Below are 23,127 nucleotides of genomic sequence, written 5' to 3'. Positions count from 1 at the left end.
CCAATCCCCAATCTACCTAGCTGGCTAGATAATCGTTGATATCTTGCTTGCGCTTGCGGAGTTTGGTCAAAGCTTCCCGTTCTATTTGCCGCACTCGTTCCCGACTGATGTTGAGACGATCGCCTATTTTTGCCAAAGTTAGGGTTTGTCCGTCTTCTAAACCGAACCGCAAGGCGAGCACTTCTCGCTGTTGCTGAGTCAGTTCCGCCATTAGCTGGTCTAAGTCAGTCCGCAGGGAAGATTGCAGGGCAAAATCTTCTGGCGTAGTACCCGTATCTTCCAACAAATCGCCCAACTCTGTATCTTGATTGTCTCCCACGCGCAAGTCCAGGGAAAGTGGCAGGCGCGCGCGATCGAGATATTCGCGAATCTGTTTGGGAGTCAATTCTAACTCGGATGCCAATTCAGCAGCCGTGGCCGCGCGACCGAGCTGTTGAGCAAGTTGGCGCTGAGCCTTTTTAATTTTGTTGAGCTTTTCGGTGATGTGGATCGGCAAGCGGATGGTGCGGCCTTTTTCGGCGATCGCCCGGGTAATTGCCTGACGAATCCACCAATAAGCATAAGTAGAAAATCTGTAGCCCTTAGTCGGGTCAAATTTTTCTACTCCCCGCTGCATCCCGATCGTGCCTTCCTGAATTAGATCCAGTAAATCTACGTTGCGCTTGATATATTTTTTGGCAACAGACACTACCAGACGGAGATTCGCTTCCACCATTTGGCGCTTTGCCCTTTCCCCGTGCTCGATCGTCCGCTGCAACTGTGCCTCAGACAGCCCAACTGCCTGTGCCCATTCAGCCGCCGTCGGGTCGCGGCCTAACTCTTCGGCTAAAATATTTTTCTCCTGATGCAGTGCGGTTGAGCGCTGTACCTGTTTCCCGTAGAGTATTTCTTGCTCATGGGTCAACAAGGGAACGCGGCCGATTTCCCGCAAGTAAGCGCGAACAGAATCTGTATCTGAGGACTTAAGAGTTTTCATGAGCTTTTCCCGCTGAGGATCTGTGCCTCTAAAGGTTTGCGGTAGTCGCAAACCCCTAGCTTTAGCTGGGAAGGAAAGCGGGCGGGGACTTGCGCTTTCCTTCCATTTAAAGAGGCTTAATTTTATGGTAGCTAGCTACTACTCCCAGTCAGAACCGTCTCAGGTTAGGTTTTGGTTGGGGTGTGCACAATACTACGTTATGTTAAGAATCTTAACATTTGTGAGAGCACTTGCCTACACTTCTTCATATTTATTTCATGTAAGCCTGGACTGTTGGTACGAGAATACCCGCTTTCCTAGCTTCACAGTTGCATCAATATAAACAAAATCGGCAAAATCTCAGAGGGGGAGAGGGGCACAGGGGCAGAGGGGGATATGGGGAGGGAACACTTTTGGCACAGCGCAAGTGAAAAATACCAAGTGAAAAATACAATTTAAATGCCCGCCAGCTTCATTTGGCGATCGCACTCGAACCCAAAAAACCAGGCTTTTTACCGAATCTGCGGGCTGTAACGAGGTATTTTGGTTGAAAAACCCGATTTCAGGCCACCCGTCTGTCCAAGGGTATAAATCTGAAGTTACAGATATTGATGAACCCGCCCTACAGATAAGGATTAATTAACAATTAAATAAGAGATTTCAATTGCAGGCATTCGCTCTCCTCTCTGGAAATGAATCTGCGTTGCATCTGCGGTTTCCCTACCAATCAAAAATTTATGCAATAAGTCTAATCAGTTCTTTGGCGTTGAGCTTCGTACATGATGAGGGCTGCGGCGATCGACACATTTAAAGATTCTACGCCGCGACTCAGGGGAATTTGGATTTGTCGATCGGCCAAACTCCTCAATTCTTCCGACAAACCAGAGCCTTCGTTCCCCAAAACTATCAGAGTCGGCACTCGCAAATCTACTTCCCAATAACTTAAACTGGCCCCGGCGACAGTTGCTAAAATTTGCATTCCTCGATTTTTATACGCGGAGACTTCGGCGGTTAAATCTGGACTGACTGCCATTGGCAGCTTAAACCAAGCTCCTGCCGAGGCGCGCAGCACTTTGGGATGGTCTAAATCGGCGCTGTCTGCGCTCAGCAGCAAACCGTCAGCATTAGCAGCCGCAGCCGTGCGGACGATCGCCCCCAAGTTGCCGGGATCTTGGATTGTTTCTAGGGCTATTCCTAAAGTTGACAATTTTGCAGGATCTGTTGCAGTGCGGGGTGCGGTGGCGACAATGCCGTCGGGTTGGACTGTAGTGGCGATCGACTCTAACACTTTTGCACTTACTAATTCTGTGCGATCGGCTAAATTACCAACTTGCTCCCAAAGTTTCCCGTGCTGATCCAGCCATTCGGGAGTGCAGCAAACAGTTGCTAGCGGGTATTTGGCAGCGCAAGCTTCTTCGAGCAAGTGCGTCCCTTCGAGTAAAAATAATTGTTGTTCCCTGCGTCCCTTCGAGCTGTGCAGCTTGCGAATTTCTTTAACTAGGGGGTTTTGAATACTTGTCAGCATTGTTTAATTCAGCAGAGCGAATGGGGTTATTGCCTTTACCGGGTTAACCCCAAACTTCCTTCTGCCTTTGGAATGCGGAACCCGGGACTTGAACCCGGAAGGCTTGCACCACATGAACCTGAATCATGCGCGTCTACCAATTCCGCCAGTTCCGCATCGGTCACGAATTACTACTTTGCCATAAGTTCGCGAATCTGTCAAGTGTTTTGGGGAATTTATTTTTTTCTGGGCTGCGAGTAATATTTTGCACAAATTACTGTTGGGGTTGAGAAATCCTTTAGTTTCGAGGATTTACTGTTAGCCAAACATCGCAAAACGCTGTGTAGTTGAGTAGGGTGCGTCAGCTCGCGTCCGGTTATTAATAATCCAGAAGCTTTGATCTGACGCACCTACGGGATTTGCTGAAAAAAGGGGAATCTAATCGGCCAAATCGGGGAAAACCTCGCGCACGGCCGGATGCACCAATCGGTGATTCTGCACGTTCAATCCCTTCGCCAAACTCGGATTCATTTCCAAAGCTTTAATCCCGCTATTTGCCAACTGCAAAACATAAGGCAAAGTGCTGTTATTCAAAGCTTGAGTCGCAGTCCAAGGCACGGCACCGGGCATATTCGGCACGCCGTAATGCACAACTCCTTCCTCAACATAAGTAGGATTTGTGTGTGAAGTTACCCGCAAAGTTTCCACGCAGCCGCCTTGGTCAACGGCTACGTCAACAATCACAGAACCGGGGTGCATCTTCGCAACAAATTCGCGAGAAACCAGCACCGGAGCTTTTTTACCTAAGACCAAAACCGCACCGATTAACAAATCAGCATCGGGGATAACTGCTTCAATTTGCAAAGGACTGCTGTAGAGGTATTCTACTCTGGAACCGAACAGAGTTTCTAAGTAGGCTAAGCGATCGACATTTACGTCTAATATCTGCACTCTCGCGCCCATTCCTACAGCAATTCTGGCTGCTTCTGTGCCGACAATTCCGCCGCCCAAAATCACAACTTTACCCGGTCTTACCCCCGGTACCCCACCCAAAAGTACGCCCCGGCCGCCTTGCTGTCGTTCCAGAAATCGAGCTCCGAACTGCACGGCCAAACGCCCTGCAATAATACTCATAGGCGTCAGCAGCGGCAATTTTCTGTCCGGGAGTTCGACGGTTTCGTAGGCGATGGCCTGGACTCCGCTGCTGATTAAATGCTCGGTTAATGTGCGATCGGCCGCCAAGTGCAAATATGTAAACAGCAACTGCTCTTTTTGCATCAGCGGATACTCAGCAGGCAGCGGTTCTTTAACTTTAACAATTAGTTCGCGATTCCAGACATCTGAAGCCTTTAAAACAATCTTAGCCCCTGCTTCAACGTAGTCCTCGTCCGCGAAACCGGCCCCAGCACCAGCATTCGTTTCCACAAAAACTGTGTGGCCTTTGTCCGAACAAGCCCGGACACTTGTGGGACTGAGCCCGACTCGAAACTCTAAATCCTTGATTTCCTTGGGGACGCCTATTTCCATCTATAACCTCTAATCTCAGGCATACATAGATCGAATCTAACCTAAAAACCATCCCCAGCGGGACAATACCATTGTAGATTTTAGATTTGGCAATCCGGCTGGGCTAGGAGAATTTTTGTGGGATTTCCCGCCAGTACGATCGCAATTTCCCAAATTGATCGTTTTCCATCCAGTCGATCGTCTTGTTAGCTTGTTCCTACTTTATTTGATATACGTGGTCGGCATTGATATACCTTACGTCAAAATAGTCGTAAGTAAAGCTACTTAAAATGGTTATTCTAGATTTACCTTTTATACCCCATTTTTTTATTTTTTTTGAACTTAGTTTTTATTTAAATGACTCGAAATTATAATCAATGAGTTGCAGTTTTTGGGGCTTGGTAAGAGAAATGATTTTTTCGACCAAGTACCCGTATTGAGTTACCATATCAGCAACCATAATATCTTGAAATATTCCAACATCTTCGCCCGACGTTCAACTAAGTAGGTAGCTGCAAATAAACTTTTGAGATTTTGGCAAAGTTATCTGCTAAAAAAAATGGTAATAATCTCAAAAAATAGCCCGAAACAGTATAAAGTAGATGGTGGTTCTATAGATTTGCTTAAAAAAAAACTAACTTCTAGAGAGTTTGGTGTCAATATATTTGATCGGTCACTTATAATTTAACAGGCATAACTCGCCCCCCTATCTAAACAAATGCCACGCATACCTACCTTAACATTCGATCGCGGAACGCTCCTCCTACACCCGCCGCCCAAAGGCAGAGACTGGGTGGACTTTGCGACATGGGACGATCGCGTGGAAAAATACCGCATTCGAGCCATTCACTACCGCCCGTTGGTAGAATGCCTCCAAGCCGAGTGCATTCACTTCACCGACGAAGCTAGGGGATACGAACTACTCGAACTCGTACCCAGCGTGGAAATGCAGCCTTACCCACATCAAGAACAGGCCCTCGTAGCTTGGCAGGAAGCAGGAAGCCAAGGAGTAGTCGTCCTCCCCACTGCTTCCGGCAAAACTTATCTGGCACAATTAGCCATGCAAGTCACTGGTCGCAGTACATTAATTGTAGTACCAACTCTTGATTTAATGCACCAGTGGTATGCTAATTTAAAGGCAGCTTTTCCCGACATCGAAATCGGATTGTTGGGCGGAGGTTCGCGGGACAAAACGCCAATTTTAGTCGCCACCTACGACAGTGCAAGTATTCATGCAGAAACCTTGGGCAATAAATACGGTTTGCTGGTTTTTGACGAATGCCACCATTTGCCAACGGACTTTTATCGAGTAATTTCCGAATATGCGATCGCGCCTTTTCGACTCGGACTGACAGCTACACCCGATCGCACAGATGGCCGCCACAGCGATTTGCATTTCCTGATCGGCCCGACAGTATTTAGCAAAAGACCCGAAGATTTGGCAGGCGATGCTTTAGCCGACCATAAAATAGTTCAAATTATGGTAAAACTGTCAACAGAAGAAACCGACCGCTACGCCGAATTAATCAACATTCGCAACGACTTCTTAAAACAGTCTAACATCCGAATATCCAGCCTCGAAGGTTGGAAACAGTTTATCATGGCAAGCGCGCGATCGCCCCTGGGACGACGCGCCATGCTAGCCCACCGCCAAGCCAAAGAAATCGCCCTTTGTACCGAAGGAAAACTGCGAATTTTAGCCCAAATACTAGCAGAACACTCTCCCCAGCGCACCCTAATTTTCACGGGTGACAACGCCACAGTTTACCGAATTTCCCAAGAATTTCTCATCCCCACAATTACCCACCAAACCCCTGTCAAAGAACGCCACGAAATCCTCGATCGCTTTCGCAGCGGCGAATACAAAACCCTCGTCGCCTCCCACGTCCTCAACGAAGGAGTGGACGTTCCCGACGCCAGAATTGCTATCATATTGTCAGGTACGGGCAGCGAACGCGAGTACATTCAGCGATTGGGTCGAGTTCTCCGCAAAAGCAGCGATGTAAATAAGTTAGCAATTCTCTACGAAGTCGTCACCGAAGACACCAGCGAAGAAAGAACTTCTCAACGCCGCAGAGGAGGAATGCAGCCTCACAAACCCCAACCACAAACACAAATAGAACCGCCAAAGCCAGAATATCAGAAATTAGAAACTGTCAAACCAACACCCATTTACGGAGTCAACCGAGAGACTACCAAAAAAGCAGCAGAATCACCCGCCAAATGGGGAGAAGACAATGATGAAATTCCCTGGTAGTAAGCCTAAATAAGTTAGTTGTGGGATGGGTAGTCTTAGCGAAAAGATGGCTAGATAATTAAATCAGTCCTAGGTCTATTTAAAAACTACAATCTACAATCGATTTACGGAGTCAACCGAGAGGCGACTAAAAAGCAGCGGCATCGCCAGCAAAATGGGGAGAAAAAAATGATGATTATAAGGAAAATTGAAGATTGCCAAAGTAGAGTATAATCTCAATATCAACTAATTTACATTACTAAAAATGAGCGAAACTGCACAACTAAGTAACTTTAAAATTTTCCCCAAACATACAGGAGTTTGGGAGGGAGACTGGACAATACTCGATGCCGAATGCAAGGAAACCGTGCGTTTTACAGCAGTGGTAACTCAGAAAATAGTTGACAACCAATGGAGGCAAACTAACGTTCAAACTTATGCCAATGGCGACAACATAACCCAAAATTTTGTGGGTTATGTTGTCGGCGAAGGGCAAGTGCAAATTGAAGGTCTCGACTCGGTTTTTCCCAACTACAATACACTAGCGACAGAAGTTGGAAAGGAGTTGATAATTTTTCAAGTATGGGACAAAGCAACTGGCTTTATGAGGGCGGTTGAAACAATCAATCTTGTCAGTTCCGATCGGCGAATTAGGACTACCCAAAGCTTGACAGAAGAGGGAAAACTTAGGGGAGTTATGGTGATTGTTGAACGAAGAATTGAGTAAAACTTTTCACTGCTTATGTTACCCACTGATTTATTAAGTCACCGCCAAAACGGAGAATCAATTATTCCTCTCCGCCTCAAGATAGATGCTAAAAACTTAGATGCAGCCACCGAAATGATCGACTGCTTCCAAAGTGCGATCGGCAAAACCCAAGGCGAACTCGACGGACGCTTGCTAGAATTAGAAGGCGACAGCCCCGATTATCGGCTGAAACGGGGATTAGCGCACCTGCTGAAAGGCGGTTTCTGCACCTTGGAAGTCATCAGTCCCTTAGAACCCTCAGAGTTGAGACAGCGGGTTTTTGCCTTGTCCGCGCGATCGACTCCCAGCCCTCAATCCACCCAATTAACCCTGGAAAAAGTAGCAAGTGAACTCAGCCAAGAGTTAAACAGAGAAGTTTTACCCAGCGAAATCACTACAGGTTTATACGCGGATTTAAACGAAAACAAAATCCTCACTGAGTTTAATGCACCAACACCCGAAAACTTGCTTCACAAATACAATCTTTCTCAAGTTCAAGGCATATTTTACCGAGCAAGTCAAGTCCAATTAACCGCCCACCGCAACGATCCAGGAGAATACAAACTCTTATTTCGCTATCTGAAACTATTTCAATTAATGACTTACATCGAAGGCGATGCAGACCACGGTTTTACACTGACAATAGACGGCCCTACAAGCTTGTTCAAACCCAGCACCCGCTACGGCTTAGCCCTGGCGAAAATGCTGCCGGCACTGCTGCACGTCACTAAATGGAGTATGCACTCGACACTGCACACAAAAGATCCTTTTAGCGGCGTTTTGAAAACAGGTAAATTTACCCTAAATTCCGACTGCGGTTTAGTCAGCCACTATCCCCCTGGCAAGCCTTATGATAGTATGTTAGAAGCCGCATTTGCTGAAAGATGGAATTCCACAAAAACCGAGTGGCAACTAGAGCGAGAAGTTGATTTAATTCCGATTCCAGGTAGCGTGATGATTCCCGACTTTCGGTTGGTGCATCCCGACGGGCGAGTGTTTTTATTAGAAATAGTTGGCTATTGGCGGCCGGAGTATTTGCAAAAGAAATTTGCACAAGTACAGAAGTCTGAATGCGATAACTTGATTTTAGCTATTTCCGAACGGCTGAATTTAGAAAAAGCCGGGGTGAATGTAAATGACGTGCCCGCAAAAGTAGTCTGGTTTAAAGATAAATTGTTGCCGAAATCAGTGCTGGAAGTCCTCGAATAGTAAGTTATTCTGCATTTAAAATTAACTTTTAGGGCGCTGCTCAAAGCCCACCCCACAAGAGTTTAAAGAAAAATAAATCTACTGTTTTCTGTCTCTCTCTGCGCCCTCTGCGCCCTCTGCGGTTCAAAAAAATCCTCCTCAAAAAACCTCGCACATTCCCAGCTATACTAAAATGAGAATATCGCCGAATCCTTGCCACCGCTTACTCTTACCCTAAAATTGATTGAAAAATGGCAGACACAAGTATTGTCGAAAGAATCAAAAAGCTTTTAGCCCTCGCCACCTCATCCAATGAAAACGAATCGACTGCGGCGGCCCAAAAAGCTTCCCTTTTACTGGCACAGTACAATCTCAGCCTCGCGGATTTAGGGCCAAGTCACCAAGAAGAGATTGACGAAAACTCAGTTGAAACAACATCGAAATTTGTCACTTGGAAAATGATGCTGCTTTCGGGAATTGCCGACGCTAACGGGTGCAATGCCATGCGAAATACTTATACAGGCAGTATGTTTTTGGTGGGAACTTCTACTAACCTGATTGTTTGCAAACATCTTTACGAGTATTTGAGTTCGGCAATTGAAAAAAGAGCAAATTACCGCAAAGGAAACGGCAGGGGGTTGGCGTATCTGAATGCTTTTCGGGTTGGCTGCGCGACAAGGTTGAGACAAAGATTGTTGGAACAAAAACAGGAGATGGAAGAGTCGGGGATTCCGGGTTCGGGGGATGTGGCGGCTACTCCAGGGATTGTAGTGCGATCGATGTTTGAGAAAAATCAACAGGCGATCGCGGATTATCTAGAGGGCCGAGGGGCTAAAGTTAAAACCAGAAGTGGTTCTCAAGTCAGCAGCGCGGCGGGTTTTTATTCGGGGTATGAAGTGGGCGACAAAATTAGTTTGCACAAGCAAGTGCAGCCGCAAGGGGATATGAAACAACTTAATGAAAGTCTTTGAGTTTAAGTATAGTTAGCAATTCAATCTAGGCTGTTAATATCTGCTTCAGTTTTGGTGTAATAGATATATCTTGTCTAAAAAGACCGCGATATCTGTTACTTGTATTGCTGAAAATATTTCGTTTGAGGTAATAAAAAAGTCTCTTCGATATGCGCTCTTATTGTCGGACTACGATTACGACTACTATTTAAACAATCAACTAATAATTTATTAGCATCATAATACTGCCGTAAACGAGTTTTATATTCTTCGTTGAACTGCCAATCATGGCCTATATTCCGAGACTCAGTTGTTACGACTTTTACTTGGTCAAACCACCGGGAAAAATCATTGCCAAACCAATTATTAAATTTCTGAGATTTTTCTTTGTTTTCCTCATCCTCAGATATTTCATCCTCAGCTATTTCGTCATTAGGTAGTTCAGGTATCTCATCTTTGAGTTTTTCGAGCTTTTGCTTGAGTTCAGGTTTAAGTTCAAGGACAGCATCAAGCGCACAAGAACGGATAACTTTAGGTTTATCGGCAAAAACAACAAAAAAATAAACTGCGCTATCTAGATCAAGAGCATTATTACTTCCAAAATAAACCGTTTGCTCCAGAGCATAAGCACACTTAAAAAGACTGGATACAGGCTCTCGCATACTGTTAGAAAAGCGGTCTACTTCACGAGCAAAATACCAACTCCGCACGGTAGCTAGTCGGAAGGGAACTTGGTCTTGATTCTTGACTGACAAAGATTTTTGCTTTAACCAGCCAAAAAACTTTTGAAATTGGTCATTTTGGGGTATAATTTTATCAATTTGTTCTTTCATTAATCGCACTAATTCATCAGCCGAAGGTAACATTTCCGAAGTCAATAAAAACACGTCTCGCCATCGCTCTTCACTAATATGGACGAGTAATTTTTCTAAAAATTGTGGCTCTAAACTATTAGCAAATTTCCAAGCGGTAAAATACTCCTGAAATGTGAGATGAGAAAAAGAGTAAATTCCTCTTGCGCGTTCTACAAGTAGCCCATCTTGCTCTGCAATAGACTTCAGCACTGCTTCGCTATCTAACTGTACTTGCACCGGAGCGTTTTTTTCATCAGTTAATTTAGTAAGACCGTCGGCGATGATTTGCTCTATTATATCTCGCTCAAAAACTTTAATTTCATCGCCTCGCTCAAATGTAATGGCTGCTACGTGACTCAGCAGTTGTTTTTTGTTACGCACTGGCAACTTTCGATAAATTTCATCCCGTTTAATGTTCTTGGCTTCATCCCATCGGAAAAGCAGAATGTCTAATCCTTCTTCATAAAGCTTAGCTCGGGTAGAAGGAAAATTAGTTTTCTCTTGGAAAACTAAGCAGGCTAGATTGAGCAAGATAGGTGTGCCTGCTAGTTCTAGAATTGATTGATGTTCTGAAAGATACAATTTTTTAATAAACTCAGCAGCTTGGCTTAAACCCTGCTCTATAGAGTTCCTGGCAACTGCTACAAACCATTTTTTAGCGAATGCTTGTATTTGCTCACTCTTAAAATCGGCAACTTCGACCTCAGTAAATTTTAAACTAAATCGCCGATTGGCAAGCTGAGTAGAAATCCTACAACTTATAACAAATTTATTTCTAAAATAGTGTGTTGAAAAATAATATATTTCTCTCAAAACTGCATCAGCATTTTCTGGCTCTACCTCATCTAAACCATCAAGCAAAATAAAAACTCTGCCGTTAAAAAGCAAGGTATTAATCTGTTCTTCCCAAACATCACAATTTAACAATTCGTCGATGATGTAGTTTAAAAGGCTAAAATTACATTTATCCCGAGCAATCATAGCAAAATATTTCAGTTCTATAAAAATCGGTATAAGTTGAGATTGGAACCTACCTTGGTTGCACTGAATTGCTAAATGATTCAAAAAAGTGGTTTTACCTGACCCTTGTTTTCCCAGTACCATTAACTTCAAGTTATTTGCTGCTACCTCTAGACCCGGTACTCGTTCTTGTTGTGATTTATCTACATCAAGACGGTCAGACTTATCTATCGCTGAATTTAAACATAGAAAATCAGAAATCGTTTTCCTACTATTGCTAGGAAGCTTTTCCAGAACTTTGACCTCAATGTAAATATTATCTATTTCAACTGGCCATTCAACATCTAAGATGCGTAATTGTCCGCACTGATCTTTAATTTTAGCAGTGTGATAGGGATGCGATCGCACCCTTTGCACCAAGACATCGGGGTTATCCTCTGAAGCATCTTCAACCCAACCAAAATTCTGTTCTTGATCGACACTGGTGCTTGGGTTTGCGATCTTCGGTTCCTCACCACCTACCCAAGTCTCATCATCATAGACTGATGGCTGCGATTCGTTAATCCCTTGAGAATTACCCACACCTATCAACTCAGGCATTGACTTGGCAAACAGAGCAATTAACCCTGGTAGTTTGCGTTCTCTTTCATCTCGAATCTGAAACTTCTTATAAAGCGTTTTCAAATGCTGCTGTACTGCTTGTTCGCTTCCTTGACAAATGTCAAGGGCAATTTTTGCCTTACTCTCACCCGCTAACACTCTCAGGAGTACCTGCTTGGGCTTGCAGTTGGAAGGTAGTGTCTCGAAAATCTTTCTGACTGTTTTGGCATCCATATTAGGCGTTTCTCATAAAAATGAGATTTGTCTCACTACCAATATATGAGATTCCTAGCTGTCATGCTTAAAAAGTCAAGCCACAGAGGAAACTTTGATTATGACAAGTCTCAATAATCGACACTCACCCAAATTCCCCATTCAACTAGAACTACCTGTAATGCCTCAGAAAATAGATCCACTCAAACAAATGGAAGAAGCAATTCAAAGTATGCTAGGTCTGACATGGAAAACTGTGCTGCTTCAGATATCACCACGCAGCACTAAAGAACTCATGTTACAGCACGGTAAACTGATTGCTCTCAATGATGGCGAAGCCCGGATTAAAGTTTCCTCAACACCACTTTTGCTAATGGCAATTCAAAAACTTCCCGATGTTGAATCAGCCTTCAGAAAAGCTTTTGGAACAACAGTTAAAATCCGTCTCGAAGTGTAAGTGATATCGTTTCCGGTGACAGCGTATTATTCAATGCTTTGCCCGCGTGCGGTGCGTGACAATCAATAGTCCCACCGCCGCGAGTTAAAGTTTTCCCGTGGTCACGCACCCTACGACTGATATCCTGCACAGAGTACGATCGCCCTCAATCAATCAATCAATTCCGCTTCTTCAAAAATCTGTCTAGTCGTCAACTCCAAACCAGGCAGCAACTCATCCAAAATTAGTGTATTATCCGTATAAACTTGACTAGAACCATCGGTCAAAAAACTTCTAATTAAAATAGCCTCTGGATCAATCACCCAAACTCGCGGAACGCCCGCCGCCAAATAATCTTTCGCCTTCTCTTCAAATTCCTTCATACTTTGATCCGGCGATATAATCTCGATCGCCAGTTCAGGAATTGCGGGACAAGCTTCGTTTCGCCGCCAACTTTTCGGCAGACGCGCATAAGAAATGTACGTTAAATCAGGAACAGGCGCCCAATCTTTATCCTGACGTTTTAACAAAATCGCCCATTCTGGAAGCACTCGCCCCCTTCCTCTACACCATCCACGAATTAGGAGACACAAAGCTCCCTGTAAACTGGAATGAAAAAATTTTGGAGACACTTTAGGAACTGCTTCACCATCTACAAACTCACAATATACATCTCCGTCGGGCAAAGCTAGAAATTCTGCTAAAGTGAGTTTGGTTCCCATGCCTACCATGACTCCCAGCCCTCTCGCTAATTAATTCAAATATCAATTATACAAAATTTCCCAACATTCCTAGAAGTACGATCGCCCTTCTCCCTCTATGCCAAAAGTGGAACAGGCGTCCCGCCTGTGAATTTCTGTGAATTTCTGCCTCAAAAATCACAATCCCCATTCCCCAAAAACAATAGCAGGGCGGGCCATCCAGCCGCCCCACCTTCCCCAAAAGCCCCAAAACCATTCACTTCAACCAGGCAGGATGAGCCATCAAAGCCGCAAACGGCTGCACTCCTCGCAACTGATTTGACAGCGGCAAATGCCCTCTCGGCGCGCTCAAATCCCAGATAAACTCTTGCGGGTAGCGCGTCCAATTATTCCCCTTTTTCCAGCCAATTAGCGGCCACAATTTATCCCAATTCTTCCCCGAACTCAGCCAAATTTCCCGCTGCACTGAAAAGCCAAATTTGCCTTCAGAATGAACTTTCCACAGCGTATTAATTGTTTGCAAATCCGCTACGGGCAAACTCTCAACTTGCGTAAAATACAGCCACTTTCTCTGCAAAGCTGTATCACCAGCCAATTCACAAAGCTTGTCTAAAGTCAAGCGATCGGCTTCTTGAAATTCCTGTAACGCCAATAATTGTTGCAGCGGAGTGTAATCAATGTTAGAGTCCGATCGCAGCGGCACAAGCCCAGTCGGAAAATTCGCTTGCAAAAACTCCGTCGCTCTCGGAGAATTAGCACTGTAAAGAATTTGGTAAGCCTTACCCATTACCGCAGTCGGTGCATCTGACTTGCGCTCTAATAAAAATTCCATCAATACATCCCAACCGGAATCTGCTATTTGTTGTTGCAGCAGTTGCAGTTGAGTTTTTTCCGAACCTGACCTCAACTGAGAGCGGAGTTCGGCTGTATCGGCCGCCGAGTCTAGAGGAGAAGTAGAAATCGAGTCAGTCATGAGAAACTATCAGCTATCAGCTATCAGCTATCAGCGATTAGCTGAAGCCCTGGTTTTCCCCCATTGTACAATGGTACTGACTCCGATTCACTTCTCTGTACTCGGATGCCTGCGCGCAACGCCGCCTGGTTTAGCCTATCGCCCCCACCCTCTTCGCCAATGGCAGCAATAGCAAATAAGTCTACCATCTGAATTTTACGATCGATGCCATGTCAAAGAGTTTTTCTTGAACCTAGTCGTCCACGATCGAAACCCATGCAGGGAAGGAAGGCGGAAAAAAGTTTATGTCATATTCCGAGTCTTCCCACTCTTTGACCCAAAGCGGCACGGCGCCGGGGCTAGGAGTTGCAGAAAAGGTGCGTTCTTTGGCTTCGATCGAGTGAAATAGCTGTTTTAAAGTATCTCCCCGATCCAAAGCTTCGCTGAGGATGTCGTCCAACTCAGGATCTACCCGTTTGACGCGGTTTTTGTCCTCCTCCAGCCACAGAAGTTTCAAAGACTTCAGATCTCTCGGACTGAGGATGCTCTTGTAGTACACGCGCTTAAGGGTCGCTACGGGTTCCAATGAGCGTTCGATCCGGCGAATTTGCTGAACTCGCAGGTAGTGCCATTCCGCTAAACGCTTGCGTTCCGAAGGCGGGAGGGTTCCCTTCCCCGCTGCGTGTTTGTAATCGTATTTAATCAAACTGCAAGCCATATTGGCTAGCAGGTGAATCAACTGTTTTTCTTTGGGTGTCGCCTGACGCCGTTCCTGGGTTCGTGTTAATACACGCTGTCTGCGGGTAGTTTCGAGAGTATTTTCCATTGGGTTTTTACGATATCAAATACGATTGTGCCAGATCCGAATCCCGAACATCAGAAGGTAAGGAAGTTGATAGGCGGGGAAACTCCACCGACAGACTCGCCTTACCTGTTTATTTTCCCATCCACCGTTCTCTGAAACTGATCCCCACCCCCGGGATTAGGTAGACCGATCTTGGGATCGAGTTTTAACCGCCTCGATCAGAGGCGGTTGCGACAACAAATGCCACCACAACCACAACCACAACCGCACAAGAGCAAACCACACAAGAGCGCCAATTATTTCCTGCCTTTACCCGTTTTTACCTCTTCTGCCTCCCCATCCTCATTCGTTCCAGTGTAGTTAAAGTCGGGACGACTCTCCCAAGCCGTCAAACTGCTGGCTGATGAATGTTGTGGGGCGATCGCTGAAGCGCTGGCGCTGCCTGCCTGGAAAAAGCCGAAGCCAGCCGAGGCAATTACCCCTAATACTAAGATGCTGTTTTTCATGTTCGATGACCCTGATTTCCGTAGATTGACACTTTTTGGCTAACCCGATCTGTCAGAAATGGGTTGATGCAATAGCCCACTTGTCTTCTGATAAATCTGCCTGCCATAATCAATTCAGACAGGCACACCCGCTTGCGATCGGAAACGCCGGAAGTGACGTGTTACTAACGTCCACGATCATCCATCAACCCGAATTTTTTGGGTAGTGGAGCGAAAGCCATCAGGGCGTCGATCCATCAGGGAGTTATGCCATCAGGGTGCTAATCCATCGGGTAGTTAAGCCATCAGGGCGCATCTTCTACAATTAGCCACCGACTTAACTTTTATAGTTGAGTAAGTGGTTAGCCTGGTACTGACAAAGCCTTTAAGAATTAAACTTTTTGTGGATGCATCCTGAAAAGTTTGTTCTTTAGGAATCCCCGAACGCGAAAGCCCGGGGAAAGTCAGCAGCATGGAATTCCATGCAATCTAAGTCAACTAAAAAAACGCAGATTAACGATATCTCCCACTCAAGCAGTCCTCAGCAAAACGCTGGGGTTTTTTATTGGCAGCCATTCTTCAGCGTTTTTCTCTGGCATCCGGCAGGCGGAGCTGAAGGCAGAAGGTAGACGGCGGTGTGGTTATGAGTTTCCCTGCCAACATCATACCACCGGGTGAAATTTAAAGTATTATTGTAAAAAAATGTGAAAAAAAAGGGCGTTTTAGCGTTCTTAATCCGATCGAGTGAAAATATCAATTATGTGAACGAGTGTAAAAAATCAAGTGGCGGGCTACGATTGGGCCGATCGTAGGATTTGGGGCGAACGCTTGCAAAGATACGGTAAAGATTGACAAGGAGAAAGCTGAGCTAGTAGACAATAGAGAAAGAGGAACAAAAATTTTCCACCATAGTAAGCTGGCAATAATTCCACCTTGTAACCTTTCGATCGCACAGCATAGGGGCGTAAAATCTTGATGAATTCCCAGATGACAGCAGAAGTCAACTCAACGTACCACTATCAAGTCGGAGGATATTTGCCTGCCGGTGCGCCCACCTATGTCAGGCGATCGGCAGACAGCGAGCTCTACGAAGGACTCAAAGCGGGAGACTTCTGCTACGTATTGAGTTCGCCACAAATGGGCAAGTCCAGCCTGCTAGTGCAAACGGCCAAAAGGTTGCAAGCCGAAGGTACAGTTTTTGCTGCCATCAACTTGAGAAGCATCAGCAGCCCAGATATCTCTCCCCAAAAGTGGTACGCAGGAATCATGTACCGCATGGCAAGCAGTTTACACATCACAAACAGGTTTGATGCCATCAAGTGGTGGAACGATCGCGAACTGCTATCACCGGTGCAGCGATTGGAGATATTTATCGAAAAAGTTTTGCTCAAGTCACTTCAGCAAAATCTGGTAATTTTCTTAGATGACATTGACAGCATCAGCAGCCTAAATTTCAGTACCAGCGATTTTTTTGCCTTGATCCGGGCTTGTTACTCCAAGCGGGCAGAGCAACCGGAATACAATCGCCTGACTTTTGCTGTTATGGGAGTAGCAGCCCCCTCAGAATTGATCCGAGATCCCAGATGCAACCCTTTTTATATTGGACGGCAGATTCATTTAAGTCGATTCCAACTGCACGAAAGTTTGCCGCTAGCAAAAGGATTAGCCCTGAAAGCTTTTCGCCCCCAAAAAGTGCTCCAAGAAATATTAGCTTGGACGGGCGGTCAACCGTTTCTCACTCACAAACTTTGCCACTTGGTACTTGAATACGGGCCTTTTATTGGTCGAAATTCCGAAGCTCAGCAGGTTGAAAAACTAATCAAACACAGAATTATTAAAAATTGGGAAGAAGAAGACGAACCCCAACATTTGATACCCATACGCGATCGCATTTTCCATAGCCACTGCGACCTCACGCGGCTGTTAACCGTGTACCAGCAAGCTTTGCAACCTGTCAAGGCAACAAAACCGGGGGAATCGCAGGGACTACCAGCAGAATACTCTCCCGAAAAACTAGAATTGCAACTGTCAGGACTGGTTGTTAAATCTCACGGTAAATTAATAGTTTCCAACCTAATTTATCAGTCAGTTTTTAATCAATTCTGGGTAGAAAAAGAGCTGGGAAAATTGGCTCCCTACTACTCCGCGCTAGCAGCATGGCTGGCTTCAGACCGCGAAGATGAATCGCTGTTATTGACAGGGGAAAGTTTGCAGTCAGCTTTGGATTGGGCTGCGAACAAACAATTAAGCCAAGAACACTATTGGTTCTTGAATCCCGATCGAACTTTTGGGGAACAACCGACAGTGGTTGTCGCACAAGTTGCAGACATCAGCGTAGACACAGATGCAGACAGCCGCATCCTCACCCCGCCCTCAGATAGTGTTCCAACTGGCAGCAACGAACAGATATTGTACGATCACATCGTCTCCTGCGTGGAAACAGAATCCCCCGCACAGGTGATCGAGCGGTTCCGAAAGCTATTTATCGACGGCATGGGGTATCCCGAGCGAGAGATTGAAGCAACTTTGTACAGTATAGTCTCCGTCAAGCGATTGGATCAGCACTTTAAATATATCCTACACCGCTGCTGCTACATCCCGATCAACCGCTGGCAATTGCAATCACACAACCAGTTCGCGATCGCAAATTTAGTAGCTTTATTTAAGCAGAGTTCTCCCCGATTCGGGACGGAATTTTACATAGTCAAGCGCTTGCAAGAACAAATAGCTTTCTTTACTAAAAGTGAAGAGTTTCAGACCCTAGAGCGCTTAGTAAAAGCCCTAGATAGAGAGGCGGAACCGCAGCAACAAGATACTGATTCTCCTTTGGGCGAATTGATATGTCGGTATCCTTATTTGTACGGCTATTCTCTACTGAGCAAGGGCAGCATTGAGGAAGACCAACAAACTATTCAAAAACTGGCATTTCAAAGACAGCAACAATTTGAAACACATTTGTCTCAATATTTAAATTATTTGGTTGAGCCGAGAAATACAGAAATAGGAATTGTGCAGCGAGCGCCTAATCCCACACTTTTGAACGATGCAGAACTGCACTTAGCCGTCATGGAATTTGCCGGAAAAGTAGCAGGCGATCGCAGCTACAAAGAAGCCGCTCAATTTTTCCTGAGAGATTCCAGACAAACTCCATCTTACGCCTCATTTAAAGTGGATTTATATGAATATTTAATAGCGTCTATCGAACCCGAATACGGCGGGCGTCAATTTAATGACCGTTTGTACAAACAAATCAAAAATACATTGCGAGAACATGACTCGGTGAAATTCAATAATTCATTGTTAGTTCGGACTTGCCACCAGTTGTTCAACTTCTTAGTAGTGGAAAATTCCCAACATCCCAGCCACTACGTTTTTTACGACTTGGTGTACAACCTCGGTGCCAGCAGAACAATGGGTTTACTGCTGAAACTTGTACTGCTTTCGGGCAAGGTCAAACCAGAGTTGGAAAAGCGATTTTCTATTTTGTTTAATCACTATGAAGGTAAAGCTTCTAATGAAATTATGTGGTTTGTCAAATCGTTGGAAAATTTCAATGTAGCTTTGGTTGTGAATTTTGGTAAGACGGATTTGTCTTTGGTTAAACAGCATCTGATTTTGAATTAAAAAATAACAAAAGCGCTCGATCAGCGTGATAGCTTAGTATGAATTTAAAAACCTCACGGGAAAACAAATAAAAGCCTGAGAAGTCACAGCAACGATCGACGAAAAAGGTCAATTAATTCTCGATCGACCTTTAACCGCAGAAACTCCCGGCCGCGTGCAAATCATCGTCCTTTTTCAGAAACCTACAGATGAAGCTGAAGAAGACCCCGACGATACTTTAGTTGCAGAAGTAAAAAAAGCAAGTCTCAGAAGATCGTTGCAGCAAGCTAAAGCCGGACAAACCAGATGAATCTCGGAAGTGTGGGAGAGAATCGATCGATTTTAGATTTGAGATTTTAGACGATCGCATGATTGATCGAGTTGAATAGCCGTCGATCGTACTTTTGTTAACCATATATTCAAAATCCGTGAAGCGAAGCTATCCCGAAGGGCATCGCACAGACATCAGCCTCAACTCCATCCGCAACATCATCGCCGATTTTGATGAAAGCCAATAGCGGTGTATTATTAACTCTATGATTAGCTATCTCAAAGGCACAGTCGCCGATATCGCCAAAGGCAGCAACCGCGTCATCTTGACTCTGGAAGTCAATCAAATTGGCTATGAAATCCAAATTTTGCCCCGCGTGACCGGTCAATTGCCAGCATCCGGCGAAGTCGCCCAAATTTTTACCCACCAGCAAGTTAAGGAAGATCAAATCGTATTGTACGGTTTTGGCAGCGCGGCAGAACGCGATTTGTTTCGGCAGTTGACGAGTGTCAGCGGTGTGGGTGCTCAACTGGCGATCGCACTTCTCGATACTTTAGGATTGCAAGATTTAGTCCAGGCGATCGTCGGCGGTAACACCCGCATCCTGGCCAAAACACCGGGCGTCGGTACAAAAACCGCAGAACGCCTCGCCCTCGAACTCAAAAGCAAACTCTCGGAATGGCGACAGCAAGCAGGTTTGACAACTTCCGTCGCCGCCGGAGTCCCCCCAGCTATTCAAGAAGAAGTCGAGATGATCTTGCTGGCGATGGGATACACTGCGGCTGAAGTCTTGCAAGCGCTGCAAACCCTCAGTCAAGACAGCACTTTGTCCGCCAAAGCGAATGCCGATGATTGGATACGTGAGGCGATCGCTTATTTGAGCCGATAATCCCCTACCCGATCCCGAAACCGGGAATAAAAACCAAAATTCCGCCGGGCCAACAAACCCATCCCTGGCAAAAATTTTATCGTTGTTATGCTTCCCCTGTGATAACATAGGAGATTGTGACAATCGTACAAAAAAAACTAAAATCAATTCATGGCTCTTACACAACAGCGCAAACAAGAAATCATGGGCGACTTCCAAACCCATGAAACCGATACCGGCTCAGCAGATGTCCAAGTCGCCATGCTGACCGATCGCATCACAAAACTCAGCGCCCACCTGAAAATCAACCAAAAAGACTTCGCCTCCCGGCGCGGTTTGATGATGATGATCAGCCGCCGCAAGCGCCTGCTGGCATACATCCAAAAGCAAAATGCCGATCGCTACAAAGCATTGATTGCCCGTCTAGGCATTCGCGGCTAAACACCACAGCCAAAATTTGCGACAATATTCTTTAATCTTGGACAAACACCAAGAGTTATTGAAAAATGTTCGAGATTTCAGGTTAGAGATAAAATATGTCCTCCGAACCACCCCGCAAGCGCTTGCCCTTTGAACCGGCAACAAATCGTAAAAAAACGCCTAAAAAGCCCCCAGAACCCCAACCAAGCGTAGCCTTAGAGTTGGATTCTGCCGACAAGCAGCCCAAAGCTAACAAAACTCGAAAACAGTCGCAATCCATCCCCGAAGTAGTCAGCCAACGCATGATATCCCGCATAGCGGTATTCTGCGGCGTACCTACCCTATCGGGAATTTCCACATTTTTTGTGAGTTATTTCGTAGTCAGCAAGGGCTTGTTTGATTTGCCCAACACAGCAGTATTGCTGGTAAGCATGGGCTGTTTTGGTCTAGGCGTTCTGGGATTAAGCTACGGAGTCCTCTCAGCTTCCTGGGATGAAGAAATTTCAGGAAGCACTCTGGGGTGGGAAGAATTTAATACCAATTTTGGACGGATGCGAGAAGCGTGGCGCGCCGCGAAGCCAAAAAGTTAGTCATTAGTCATGAGTCATTAGCTAAAAAGTAAGCTGTTAACCATTAGCGAGTTTGTATTTGGGGAGGGAACAAGAACCAGCCCCACAACAATGCTAATAATACTGATATAAATAGATTCTCGATCGCCATTGCATCTATTTTTCTCAGTGCATCAGAGTCATCATCCGTTTCTAGCCCAACTAAAAAGGCAAAAAAAATATGATTATTGTAATGAAAGCCGGCACTCCAGAAGCCGAGATCGATCGACTAGACGAAGACCTGCGCACTAACTGGGGTTTGATACCAGAAAAAATCGTCGGCCGTTACAAAGTTGTTATGGGTTTGGTAGGCGACACCGCCGAGCTGGAACCTCTGCAACTGCGCGAAATGAGCACCTGGATTGAAGAAGTCCTGCGCGTGGAAAAACCCTACAAACGCGCTTCTCTGGAGTACCGCCAAGGAGAAGCCAGCTCCGTAGCGGTTGCTACTCCTTTAGGAACTGTAACGATCGGCTTGCATCACCCGATCGCGATCGTAGCAGGCCCTTGCTCGGTCGAAAACGAAGAAATGATTGTCGAAACGGCAATGCGCGTCAAAGCTGCGGGAGCTCATTTTCTTCGTGGTGGCGCATACAAACCCAGAACTTCCCCCTACGCTTTCCAAGGCCACGGCGAGAGTGCTTTGGGATTGCTAGCTGCGGCGCGGGAAGCTAGCGGTTTGGGAATTATCACCGAAGTTATGGATGCGGCCGATTTAAGTGCGATCGTGGAAGTAGCCGACGTGATCCAAGTCGGGGCGAGAAATATGCAGAATTTCTCACTGTTGAAGAAAGTCGGAGCTCAAGATAAACCCGTTTTGCTGAAGCGCGGCATCTCCGCCACCATTGAAGAATGGTTGATGGCTGCTGAGTATATCATGGCTTCTGGCAATCCGAACGTGATTTTGTGCGAGCGCGGAATTCGCGGGTATGACAGGCAATATACGCGGAATACGCTAGATTTGTCGGCAGTACCAGTATTGCGAACCCTGACTCACTTACCGATTATGGTTGACCCCAGTCACGGCACCGGTTGGGCGCAGTTTGTACCGTCAATGGCCTTTGCTTCGATCGCCTCTGGTACTGATTCGCTGATGATTGAAGTGCACCCGAATCCGAAAAAAGCTTTGTCTGACGGGCCACAATCTTTAACACCGGATCAGTTCGACAAGTTGATGGAAGAATTGGCGGTGATTGGTAAAGTCATGGGTCGTTGGCCGCAACCCGTGCCAGTGTTGGCATAAAAACAGGCGAAACGCCTAACCTAAAATGCGATCGCGCTTAAATCCCCGACTTCTTTAAGAAGTCGGGGATTTTGTTATTCTGTTTTTGGAATAGAGGCCCAGGGGCGATCTGGGGGGGTGACAAACATAGCTAGGAACCTTGCCTGATTAAGGTTACAGCCTTGAACCCATGTCGATAAAAATGACGTTGATTACGAGTTAACTTCATTAACTATTCTACAGGCTCAGCATATTTTTCGAGATAATTAATCCACTGTTGGCTATCATTCCCAACCCCGAATGTACTACGTCGGCGATAAGTTCTTTCAGGTTCCTTGCGGCGACAAACATATTTTCATTACATCTCGATCACTACCAAACCTTGAACACCTTCACAAAACCTGCCATAAGCAGGTAAATTCAAAAACCAAGTTGAAACGGGCTTGAAGCAAAGCTTGAGCGCAGTGAGCTGGAAACTCTCATGCTGCGTTCTTAGGGGAGGGGACAGAGGTGACTCTCGAATCTTACCCGACTACCTTCCATCGACTCAACCAAGTCCCGGTCCAAAGTATATTTCCGGGGTCAAAAAGTAGACCCAAGCCCTGAAGAGGAGTCAGCGCTCGGATAGCCGAGCGGTGAAGGAGAGCCAAAACCCTTGTTGTGTATAGGTTCAAAAAAAGTCAAAAATATTTTGGCAAAACGCTTGACAACTCTGGGGAGAGTTGATACATTAATAAAGCGCCAGAAGAGAGGCGGTTCAAACAACCGCGAACTAAAGGCAAAAAACTGAACCTAGAAAAAAGAATAGTTTGAAAGCTTAAAGCACTATTAACCTCGTCAAAAAAATCAAGATAGAGAGTCAAGGCGAAAGCTGATACTCAATATCGCAAACAACGAGAAAAAAGTCAAGGGAAAAAAACCAGCCTTCAGGGCTGAGTGGAAATAGCTTGACTTTAGCCAAAAAGAACTCAACAACACGGAGAGTTTGATCCTGGCTCAGGATGAACGCTGGCGGTCTGCTTAACACATGCAAGTCGAACGG

The 23,127-nt window shown here is 45.6% G+C and carries 19 protein-coding genes, 1 tRNA gene, 1 rRNA gene and 1 pseudogene; 12 read left to right on the top strand and 10 right to left on the bottom strand.

The genetic code is table 11. The annotated features are described in order from the left end of the window. Positions 1 to 16: 16 nt before the first annotated feature. The 4 genes from QUB14_RS22205 to ald all read right to left on the bottom strand — a co-directional run bounded on the left by QUB14_RS22205 (position 17) and on the right by ald (position 3,986). The gene (locus QUB14_RS22205; protein WP_333057356.1) at positions 17 to 976 is read right to left on the bottom strand and encodes an RNA polymerase sigma factor, RpoD/SigA family; all 960 of its coding nucleotides are present in this window, start codon (positions 974 to 976) and stop codon (positions 17 to 19) included. Positions 977 to 1,703: 727 nt separating this feature from the next. Continuing rightward, positions 1,704 to 2,480, bottom strand: a complete 777-nt coding sequence (locus QUB14_RS22200) for an RNA methyltransferase (protein WP_333219346.1) — start codon at positions 2,478 to 2,480, stop codon at positions 1,704 to 1,706. A gap of 73 nt (positions 2,481 to 2,553) precedes the next feature. After that, positions 2,554 to 2,635: transfer RNA gene (locus QUB14_RS22195), tRNA-Leu, on the bottom strand. Positions 2,636 to 2,897: 262 nt separating this feature from the next. Continuing rightward, on the bottom strand, positions 2,898 to 3,986 hold the full coding sequence (ald, locus tag QUB14_RS22190) for an alanine dehydrogenase (RefSeq protein WP_190742041.1): 1,089 nt from the start codon (positions 3,984 to 3,986) through the stop codon (positions 2,898 to 2,900). 697 nt (positions 3,987 to 4,683) lie between these two features. Between ald and QUB14_RS22185 the strand changes: the two genes are divergently transcribed. The 4 genes from QUB14_RS22185 (at position 4,684) to QUB14_RS22170 (ending at position 9,108) form a co-directional block, all read left to right on the top strand. Next, positions 4,684 to 6,222: a DEAD/DEAH box helicase family protein gene (locus QUB14_RS22185; protein WP_333219350.1), complete on the top strand. Its 1,539-nt coding sequence runs from the start codon at positions 4,684 to 4,686 to the stop codon at positions 6,220 to 6,222. Positions 6,223 to 6,466: 244 nt separating this feature from the next. Next, entirely contained in the window at positions 6,467 to 6,928 is a 462-nt protein-coding gene (locus QUB14_RS22180; protein ID WP_333219353.1) for a DUF3598 family protein, read from the top strand. Positions 6,929 to 6,943: 15 nt separating this feature from the next. Then, the gene (locus QUB14_RS22175) at positions 6,944 to 8,158 is read left to right on the top strand and encodes a DUF790 family protein (RefSeq protein WP_333219355.1); all 1,215 of its coding nucleotides are present in this window, start codon (positions 6,944 to 6,946) and stop codon (positions 8,156 to 8,158) included. 230 nt (positions 8,159 to 8,388) lie between these two features. Beyond that, positions 8,389 to 9,108, top strand: coding sequence for a DUF2786 domain-containing protein (locus QUB14_RS22170; RefSeq protein WP_333219357.1), 720 nt, complete (start codon positions 8,389 to 8,391; stop codon positions 9,106 to 9,108). 95 nt (positions 9,109 to 9,203) lie between these two features. On the opposite strand, the gene QUB14_RS22165 is transcribed toward QUB14_RS22170, so the two are convergent. Continuing rightward, entirely contained in the window at positions 9,204 to 11,735 is a 2,532-nt protein-coding gene (locus tag QUB14_RS22165; RefSeq protein WP_333219359.1) for an NACHT domain-containing NTPase, read from the bottom strand. 100 nt (positions 11,736 to 11,835) lie between these two features. On the opposite strand from QUB14_RS22165, the gene QUB14_RS22160 reads away from it, so the two are divergent. After that, positions 11,836 to 12,171 (top strand): hypothetical protein, encoded by a 336-nt coding sequence (locus QUB14_RS22160; protein ID WP_333219361.1) that lies wholly within the window; start codon positions 11,836 to 11,838, stop codon positions 12,169 to 12,171. A gap of 149 nt (positions 12,172 to 12,320) precedes the next feature. Here the strand turns inward: QUB14_RS22160 and QUB14_RS22155 are convergent, their stop codons facing one another. The 5 genes from QUB14_RS22155 to QUB14_RS22135 all read right to left on the bottom strand — a co-directional run bounded on the left by QUB14_RS22155 (position 12,321) and on the right by QUB14_RS22135 (position 15,114). After that, positions 12,321 to 12,872: a Uma2 family endonuclease gene (locus QUB14_RS22155; protein WP_333219363.1), complete on the bottom strand. Its 552-nt coding sequence runs from the start codon at positions 12,870 to 12,872 to the stop codon at positions 12,321 to 12,323. 46 nt (positions 12,873 to 12,918) lie between these two features. Continuing rightward, positions 12,919 to 13,107, bottom strand: a complete 189-nt coding sequence (locus QUB14_RS22150) for a hypothetical protein (RefSeq protein ID WP_333219365.1) — start codon at positions 13,105 to 13,107, stop codon at positions 12,919 to 12,921. Next, complete coding sequence (locus QUB14_RS22145; protein WP_190661916.1) at positions 13,108 to 13,824, bottom strand: GUN4 domain-containing protein; 717 nt, start codon at positions 13,822 to 13,824, stop codon at positions 13,108 to 13,110. Positions 13,825 to 14,056: 232 nt separating this feature from the next. Continuing rightward, the gene (locus QUB14_RS22140) at positions 14,057 to 14,629 is read right to left on the bottom strand and encodes a hypothetical protein (protein WP_190661921.1); all 573 of its coding nucleotides are present in this window, start codon (positions 14,627 to 14,629) and stop codon (positions 14,057 to 14,059) included. A 275-nt stretch (positions 14,630 to 14,904) separates the two neighbouring features. After that, on the bottom strand, positions 14,905 to 15,114 hold the full coding sequence (locus QUB14_RS22135) for a hypothetical protein (protein ID WP_190661922.1): 210 nt from the start codon (positions 15,112 to 15,114) through the stop codon (positions 14,905 to 14,907). Between the two features lie 966 nt (positions 15,115 to 16,080). Between QUB14_RS22135 and QUB14_RS22130 the strand changes: the two genes are divergently transcribed. The 7 genes and pseudogenes from QUB14_RS22130 to QUB14_RS22100 form a co-directional block, all read left to right on the top strand. Next, positions 16,081 to 18,717: an AAA-like domain-containing protein gene (locus QUB14_RS22130; protein ID WP_333219368.1), complete on the top strand. Its 2,637-nt coding sequence runs from the start codon at positions 16,081 to 16,083 to the stop codon at positions 18,715 to 18,717. Between the two features lie 91 nt (positions 18,718 to 18,808). Then, a pseudogene (locus QUB14_RS22125) lies at positions 18,809 to 19,006 on the top strand (type II toxin-antitoxin system RelN family antitoxin); the annotation flags it as partial. A gap of 226 nt (positions 19,007 to 19,232) precedes the next feature. Then, on the top strand, positions 19,233 to 19,856 hold the full coding sequence (ruvA, locus tag QUB14_RS22120) for a Holliday junction branch migration protein RuvA (protein WP_190661926.1): 624 nt from the start codon (positions 19,233 to 19,235) through the stop codon (positions 19,854 to 19,856). A gap of 150 nt (positions 19,857 to 20,006) precedes the next feature. Next, complete coding sequence (gene rpsO / locus QUB14_RS22115; RefSeq protein WP_015174482.1) at positions 20,007 to 20,276, top strand: 30S ribosomal protein S15; 270 nt, start codon at positions 20,007 to 20,009, stop codon at positions 20,274 to 20,276. A gap of 95 nt (positions 20,277 to 20,371) precedes the next feature. After that, positions 20,372 to 20,845 (top strand): PAM68 family protein, encoded by a 474-nt coding sequence (locus QUB14_RS22110; protein ID WP_333219372.1) that lies wholly within the window; start codon positions 20,372 to 20,374, stop codon positions 20,843 to 20,845. Positions 20,846 to 21,044: 199 nt separating this feature from the next. Then, complete coding sequence (aroF, locus tag QUB14_RS22105; RefSeq protein ID WP_333219374.1) at positions 21,045 to 22,106, top strand: 3-deoxy-7-phosphoheptulonate synthase; 1,062 nt, start codon at positions 21,045 to 21,047, stop codon at positions 22,104 to 22,106. 952 nt (positions 22,107 to 23,058) lie between these two features. After that, positions 23,059 to 23,127 (top strand): 16S ribosomal RNA (locus QUB14_RS22100); the annotation flags it as partial.

Origin of the sequence: Microcoleus sp. B3-D2 (assembly GCF_036705345.1) — a bacterium.
In the GTDB taxonomy this organism is placed as follows: domain Bacteria; phylum Cyanobacteriota; class Cyanobacteriia; order Cyanobacteriales; family Microcoleaceae; genus Microcoleus.
Note: the sequence above shows the minus strand (reverse complement) of the source record. Positions and strands in the feature narration are given on the sequence as shown.